Origin of the sequence: Candidatus Enterococcus huntleyi (assembly GCF_009933175.1) — a bacterium.
In the GTDB taxonomy this organism is placed as follows: Bacteria; Bacillota; Bacilli; order Lactobacillales; family Enterococcaceae; genus Enterococcus_K; species Enterococcus_K huntleyi.
The window spans coordinates 239932-247525 of the sequence record NZ_MAEJ01000032.1 but is presented as its reverse complement, the minus strand read 5'-3'; the positions used below and the strand labels follow the sequence as shown (position 1 = coordinate 247525).

The window sequence follows — 7594 nt, the reverse complement described above, 5'->3', positions numbered from 1 at the left end:
CTCAACGTCAAGAACATTTTTCAAAAAGTTTTATAAGAAAAACTTCGTTTGTTTTTATGAATGAATTCATTCATGCGAACAAATAATAATATACCAACTAAACGGCGTGGGGTCAATGAATTTATTAGTTTTTTTTCGTTTTTTTTCGTTCCACGATTGATAATCATTATCCAAACAAAAACGTTCGCTTTTTACGTAAAAACTACCTGTTTTAGCGACTAACGATTCAGGAATAACCGTGTTTTTAATTTGCTAATTCTTCATCCATTTCATAATATTCCTTTTTCATTGCACGTAACTGACCTAAACGCACCCTCGACAGATTCGCTGATCATGTTGTAACCTCAATAAACTACAGCTCTGATTAAAAAATTACTACCTCTCATTAGTCAGATTAACGTTCACACTCATCATAATATACTTTCAGATATAACAAGATCAAACTCTGCAAATCATTTCCCTAGGAGACAGCCCGCGTTTCCGACTATTTAATTATCCAAATAGGTACTGCTAGCTTATTTTTTATACTTCATTTCCCAAGTCTTCCTATATAATCTTCCCGACTTGAGACTAGATTATTTAATAGCTATCTAATCTGGTAACTCTCCATTCGTTATTTAAATTAGTATATGAAGCAAAAGAAGATAGCTAAAGAGCTCCTTTTTCCATACTTGCGTTTATGTGCACACTTCCCAGAATATAAATGCGATAAAACTAGCAAGTTTATACGGTGAACCTTCTAGGTAATGGGTTCTTGTAATTTGGCACTCTGTTAGAGCCTTAAAAACACCATATATAAACGCTAGTATAAAAAACGCACTGCAGTCTCTATGCCCTCCATGAAAAATAGCAAAAAGGACCACAAAAATACAAACTTTTAGGATTCCCTCTTATAAAACTCCATCCTCATAGGGTTCTATGACGCTCATACATTTTATTCTAAAGATTTAATAAGCAACAAACATCTCATTTTTTCACCACTAGTCTTCATTCGCACACTTTTTGAGGCAAATAGTCAGGCGAAAAGGACTGTTTCAAGGATAAAACCTACTAAACAATGGATTCTTGTAATTATTTGCTCTGTCAAAAATTCCTAAAACAGTGCGAATAGACACTAGTGGACAAAATACCGAAAGTGACTAGCTTATACCCTTATATGAAAAAAGATCGAGAACATGACTTGTTATTTTGATGCTCTATTTATATTAGTCCTTTAGTAGAATGCTATATATAGGCTGATAATAGTGAAATGGTACAGTTTAGTTCTCCTTCTAATAATAGTAACTAATTCTAAATCTAAACTAGTTAGTTGATTTTGTCATAAGGTCTATTTTATTATCTAAGCTACTTACGAACAGATTGTACCTTTTTTTGATGACAGATATCGAAATATGTACGGGTAGTTAAGGACAAGCGAAAAGGCTAGAGTGCTTATCACAATAAATACTTTCTATCAGCTTATTTTTTATACTTCCTTATAACATCAAAAAATCTCCTGCTAAGCAAAGCTACTTAACTAGAGAGACTGTACTCTATTCAATTTGAACCTCACCAACACTATTTGACAAAGAACAAAAAAACAAGCCTTCCGTTAAGAAAGCTTGCTTCGATTTGATTATTATCTCATAGTTGGGAATAAAAGCACATCTCTCAATGATTGCGCATCGGTTAATAACATTACCAGACGGTCAATCCCAATTCCTAATCCACCGGTTGGCGGCATACCATATTCTAATGATTCTAGGAAATCTTCATCAACGCCATGCGCTTCGTCATTTCCTTGTTCACGTTCTTTTTCTTGTGCTTCAAAACGTTCACGTTGATCGATTGGGTCATTTAACTCAGTGAAGGCATTACCGAATTCACGACCAACAATAAATAGCTCGAAACGGTCAGTAAAGCGACCATCTTGAGGATTTTTCTTCGCTAATGGTGAAACTTCTACTGGATGACCATAAATAAAGGTTGGTTGCGTTAAAGTTTCTTCAACAAACGTTTCGAAGAATTCATTAATAATATGACCGACAGACATTGTATCTGTAATCTCCACATTATGCTCTTTAGCATAAGCACGAGCTTGTTCAACTGACATTTCTGCCCAGAAATCAACGCCTGTTACTTCTTTAATAGAATCAACCATGTGGACACGATTAAATGCGCTACCTAAATCAATCTCTTGCTCGCTATAGGTAATTGTCGTTGTTTTCAAGACTTTCTCAGCAACATTGCGAATCAATCCTTCAGTCAAGTCCATGACATCTTTGTAATCTGTGTAGGCTGTATATAATTCAAGCATAGTAAATTCAGGATTATGCGTGGTATCAATTCCTTCATTACGGAAGACACGGCCAATCTCATACACTTTTTCCATGCCACCAACGATTAGACGTTTCAAATGTAATTCTAAGGCAATACGCAAATATAGATCCATATCTAGCGCATTATGATGCGTCATAAATGGACGGGCAGCAGCACCACCAGCTTCATTATGCAAGACTGGCGTTTCCACTTCAATATAGCCATTGCCATCTAGATATCTTCTGATCTCACTGATAATTTGACTACGTTTCATGAAACGATCAAAGCTTTCGCGGTTACTAATTAAATCTAAATAGCGTTGACGGTAGCGTTGCTCGATATTCGTTAAGCCATGATATTTATCTGGTAGTGGACGTAACGCTTTTGAAAGCATTGTTAATTCTTTAGCTTTGATACTGACTTCGCCAGTATTGGTTTTCATGACTTCACCAGTCACACCAAAGAAATCCCCTAAATCGGCATGAGTAAATAATTCGTAATTTTCTTCACCGACTTCATCTTTACGGACGTAAATTTGAATTTGTGCTTCACGGTCTTGTAAATGTGCAAAGCCAGCTTTTCCTTTGCCACGTTTAGTCATCATTCGACCTGCCACGCTGGCTGTTACTGCTTTTTCTGCTATTTCTTCTTTTGTTAAAGCGTCAAAATCTTCATGTAAAGCTACTGAATTATGGGTTCTATCAAAACGTTTTCCGAATGGATCGATTCCTTCTTCACGTAATTGTTCCATTTTTTGACGACGCACAAGCATCTGATCGTTTAAATCTTCTACTTGATTTTGTTGCTCTTCTGTCATTAGAGTTCCTCCATTCTCGTGATTCATCTCTTACTTATAATGCCAATGATGCCGAAAAAAAGCAAGCTGAACTTGCGGATTTCTTTCGTTTTTCTTATTTATAAAACCCAATCACAAGCGTCTGACGATTTTTCTTAGGCTTCAGCCATTTGGTCTTTTTCAGACTGCGTCTCGGTCTTTTCGACAAAGGCATCCAACAAATCGATAATTGTCTGCTCATCTTCTGCTTGATTAATCGCTACTTTGACTTTAGCTGCTCGTGAAATTCCTTTTAAATAGTAGGCTGCATGCTGACGGAATTCTCTAGCTGCCACTAGCTCACCTTTTAGTTCCACTAAACGATGCAAGTGTAGCTTCGCTGTTTCCATCTTTTCACGCGCACTTGGCTCATCAATTAAGACGCCTGTTTCTAGGTATTGTTGGGTCCGATGAATCATCCACGGATTGCCCAAGGCTGCGCGACCAATCATCACACCATCTGCACCGACATATTCTAACATGCGTTTGGCATCTTCTGGTGTGCGGACATCGCCATTCCCCATAAATGGAATCGTCAAATGGCTTTTAACTTCTTTTAAAACATCCCAGTCTGCTTTACCTTCATACATTTGGACACGTGTTCTGCCGTGCATCGCAATCGCTGACGCACCAGCTGACTCAGCTGCCAAAGCATTTTCCACAGCAAAAATATGCTCTTCATCCCAACCAATCCGCATTTTAACAGTGACTGGTTTAGAAACTGCTGAGGAAACCGCATGGACCATCTCATAAACCTTATCTGGATCTAAGAGCCATTTGGCCCCAGCTTCGGCTTTAATAATCTTATTGACTGGGCACCCCATATTAATATCAATAATATCTGCTTCAGTATTTTCTTCGACAAATTGCGCCGCTTCCACCAAGGTATCTTTATTGCCTCCGAAAATTTGCAAACTCAGTGGATGCTCGGTCTCATCTATATAGAGCATCTCAAGCGTCTTCTTATTGCGGAAATGAATTCCCTGATCGCTAATCATCTCACAGACGACTAGTCCTGCACCGAATTCTTTGACGGTCACACGGAAGGCGGCATTAGTAATCCCTGCCATTGGAGCTACCACAACACGATTAGGAATTTCCACATCGCCAATCTTCCAGGCATGATTTCCCGTGTTCATCTAGTTGCCACCTGCTTCTTTCTTAAGACCCGCTAAATCTTCTTCCGTATATAGATATTTGTTGCCACAGAACGAACAAACAGCTTCTGCTCCGTGATCTTCATCAATCATCGCTTGAATTTCAGTCGTACCTAGCGCGATAATCGCCGCCCCAAACTTATCTTTTGAACAGTCACATGAAAATTGAACCGGTGATTTTTCGAGAATATTTAAGTCTGCATCGCCTAATAAACCAGCCAAGATTTCTTCTGGCGTTTGGCCTTCATCTAATAAAGTTGAAATCAGTGGCGTTTCAGCCAAACGTTTTTCAATCTCGGTAATTGTTTCTTCATCGGCACCAGGCATAATTTGAAGCATGAAACCACCTGCTGTTTTAATCGAATCATCCGTATCCACTAAGACACTCAAGCCAACCGCTGAAGGGACTTGTTCTGAAACAGCTAAATAATAAGTGAAATCTTCACCAATCTCACCAGAAACCAGTGGCGTCTGACCAGAAAATGGTTCTTTCAACCCTAAATCTTTAATGACTGTGAATAAGCCATTGGTTCCTACTGCCCCACGCACATCAATCTTGCCTTTTCCATTTGAAGGTAAGCTAATATGCGGATTTTTGATATAGCCTTTGACCTCGCCACTACCGTTACTGTCGACAATAATCGCGCCAGCCGGTCCGTCACCTTGAATTTTGACGGTTAATTTATCTTCACCTTTTAAGGTTGCACCTAATAATAATGCACCAATCATTGTTCTACCTAAAGCAGCCGAAGCCGTGTTCCATGTGTCGTGACGTTTTTGCGCCTCGCCAACTGTTTCTGTTGCTCGGACGGCATAAGCTCGCACGTAGCCGTTATATCCTAAAGCTTTCACTAAATAATCGCTCATGTTATGTACCCCTTTTCCTTAAGACTCATTAGTGAATAATACTAGTATCTGACCAATTTTTCAACTTATGGCGTTCAATTTTTTCATTTCATCTGAAAAATATTTATTTTTGCCCAAAAAGAGAGCTGATGAACTCCTCCATTCGGGAAGTTCATCAACTCTCTTACACTCATTTATTTGTAACGATCATCAAACTTGTTTTCTTCATATTCAGACTTAGATTTTTCATCTTTATCAGAATCAGTTTTTGGTTCAGCAGCTTCTTTATCAGAATCAGAAGCTTCTTGAGTTTCCTCTTTCACTTCTTCTGCTTCCTCTTTTACTTCTTGTTTGATTTCTTCAGAATCTTGTTTTTCTTCTGCTTGCTTTTCAGCATCCTTTTCTTCTAAAGCACGTTTCGCTTCTTCAAACGTTTGCGCTTTTTCGCTAGGGAATTCAGCAGCTTCAGTTCCTTCTGGCATTACGCCTTCTTCAAACAATGATTTAATTGCTTTAGCATCTAGTGTTTCGAATTCAAGTAGTTTTTCAGCAATTAATTTGTGTTGCGCACGGTGCGCTTCAATAATTTCATGCGCTTTTTTGTGAGCTTCCATTAAAATGCTACGAACTTCTTGGTCAATCTCGAAAGCAACTTGTTCAGAATAAGCTTTTGTTTGACCATAATCACGGCCTACAAAGACTTGATGATTTCCTTCATATTGAACAGGTCCTAATTTATCACTCATTCCGTATTCAGTGACCATACTACGAGCTAAGCCAGTTGCTTGTTCAAAGTCATTAGACGCGCCAGTTGATTGAACATCAAAAACAATTTCTTCGGCTGTCCGACCACCAAGCAAACCAACGATTTGCTCAAACATATCTTCTTTAGTCATTAAGAATTGATCTTCTTTTGGTAAAGCAATCATGTACCCGCCAGCGCGGCCACGAGGAATAATCGTTACCTTGTGTACGACACGTGCACGACTTAGGACTAAACCAACAATCGTATGTCCCGCTTCATGGTATGCAACCATCTCACGTTCACGTTTACTAATCACACGATCTCTCTTCGCAGGACCAGCAATTACACGATCTTCTGCTTCATCAATATCAGAAGCATCAATTTTCTTCTTGTTACGACGAGCGGCTACTAAAGCTGCTTCATTCAAGACGTTTTCCAAATCTGCACCGGCAAATCCTGGTGTTTGTTGGGCCACTACTTTTAAATCAACATCGTCTGCTAAAGGTTTGTTTCTAGCATGTACTTTAAGAATTGCTTCACGTCCTTTAACATCCGGACGACCGACTAAAATTTGACGGTCAAAACGACCTGGACGTAATAACGCTGGATCTAAGACATCTGAACGGTTGGTTGCAGCAATCACAATCACGCCTTCATTTCCATCAAATCCATCCATCTCAACAAGCAATTGGTTTAGGGTTTGTTCACGTTCATCATGACCGCCACCCATACCAGCGCCACGTTGACGACCGACTGCATCGATTTCATCAATAAAGATAATCGCAGGCGCATTCTTCTTCGCATTTTCAAATAAGTCACGGACACGGCTCGCACCGACCCCAACGAACATTTCAACGAAATCAGAACCTGAGATCGAGTAGAACGGCACACCCGCTTCACCAGCAACCGCTTTGGCTAGCAAAGTTTTACCAGTTCCTGGAGGGCCCTCTAAAAGAACACCTGCTGGAATACGTGCACCCAACTCAGCAAATCGACGTGGGTCTTTTAAGAATTCTACCACTTCGACTAATTCTTGTTTCTCTTCTTCAGCACCTGCTACATCAGAGAAACGGATACGGTTGGCTTTTTTGTCTGCTTCTTTAGCTTTTGATTTACCAAAGTTCATGACACGGCCGCCACCGCCACCGCCGCCACCTTGTTGACCTATCATCATGTATAAGAAAAATAGCATAACGACAATTGGTAGGAAGCTTAGGAGTAGTGATACCCAGATACCGCTACTAGATTCTTCTTTAATCTTTGTTTCGACACCATTTTTTTCAGCCAATTCTGTAACTTGGCTTAAAGATGAGTCGTTTGGTAAAACCATCGTTGTAAAACTTGTTGCTGGCACGTTGGTCGAACCTAGAATTGGCAAACCGCCACTATTGTTGACCTTTTGTTCTTCCTTGTATTCACCAGTAATTTTGTATACGCCATTCGCTGGTTGTACAGAGAAACTTTTGATTTTACCGTCTTCTAATTGCTCGGTAAATTTCGAATACTCAATATCCGGCGTCTGTTGATTATTGTTTCCAAAAATAAAGTAAACAACCATCACCATCGCTAGGATAACCAGAGCATAGTATAAGACATTTTTCATCATGCCATTATTCTTTTTATTCATGCTTGCCCTCCTTAGGTGCTCTATTTATTCGTTTTAATTTTTTATCAATCCTGACCATTACATTGTAACATAACTGAAATCAATTA

At 39.3% G+C, this 7594-nt stretch carries 4 protein-coding genes; all 4 read right to left on the bottom strand.

Annotation, left to right across the window (positions count from 1 at the left end; translation table 11 throughout):
- Positions 1-1618: 1618 nt before the first annotated feature.
- The 4 genes from lysS to ftsH all read right to left on the bottom strand — a co-directional run bounded on the left by lysS (position 1619) and on the right by ftsH (position 7508).
- On the bottom strand, positions 1619-3115 hold the full coding sequence (gene lysS, locus BAU15_RS15540) for a lysine--tRNA ligase (protein WP_161843636.1): 1497 nt from the start codon (positions 3113-3115) through the stop codon (positions 1619-1621).
- A gap of 134 nt (positions 3116-3249) precedes the next feature.
- Complete coding sequence (gene dusB, locus BAU15_RS15535; protein WP_161843635.1) at positions 3250-4272, bottom strand: tRNA dihydrouridine synthase DusB; 1023 nt, start codon at positions 4270-4272, stop codon at positions 3250-3252.
- On the bottom strand, positions 4273-5157 hold the full coding sequence (gene hslO, locus BAU15_RS15530; protein ID WP_161843634.1) for an Hsp33 family molecular chaperone HslO: 885 nt from the start codon (positions 5155-5157) through the stop codon (positions 4273-4275). It lies immediately after the preceding gene.
- 173 nt (positions 5158-5330) lie between these two features.
- On the bottom strand, positions 5331-7508 hold the full coding sequence (gene ftsH, locus BAU15_RS15525; RefSeq protein ID WP_161843633.1) for an ATP-dependent zinc metalloprotease FtsH: 2178 nt from the start codon (positions 7506-7508) through the stop codon (positions 5331-5333).
- Positions 7509-7594: the final 86 nt, after the last annotated feature.

Excerpts from the sequence above, each read along its gene's own strand:
- hslO (WP_161843634.1), bottom strand. The coding sequence starts at position 5,157 with ATGAGCGATTATTTAGTGAAAGCTTTAGGATATAACGGCTACGTGCGA.
- lysS (WP_161843636.1), bottom strand. The coding sequence starts at position 3,115 with ATGACAGAAGAGCAACAAAATCAAGTAGAAGATTTAAACGATCAGATG.
- ftsH (WP_161843633.1), bottom strand. The coding sequence starts at position 7,508 with ATGAATAAAAAGAATAATGGCATGATGAAAAATGTCTTATACTATGCT.
- dusB (WP_161843635.1), bottom strand. The coding sequence starts at position 4,272 with ATGAACACGGGAAATCATGCCTGGAAGATTGGCGATGTGGAAATTCCT.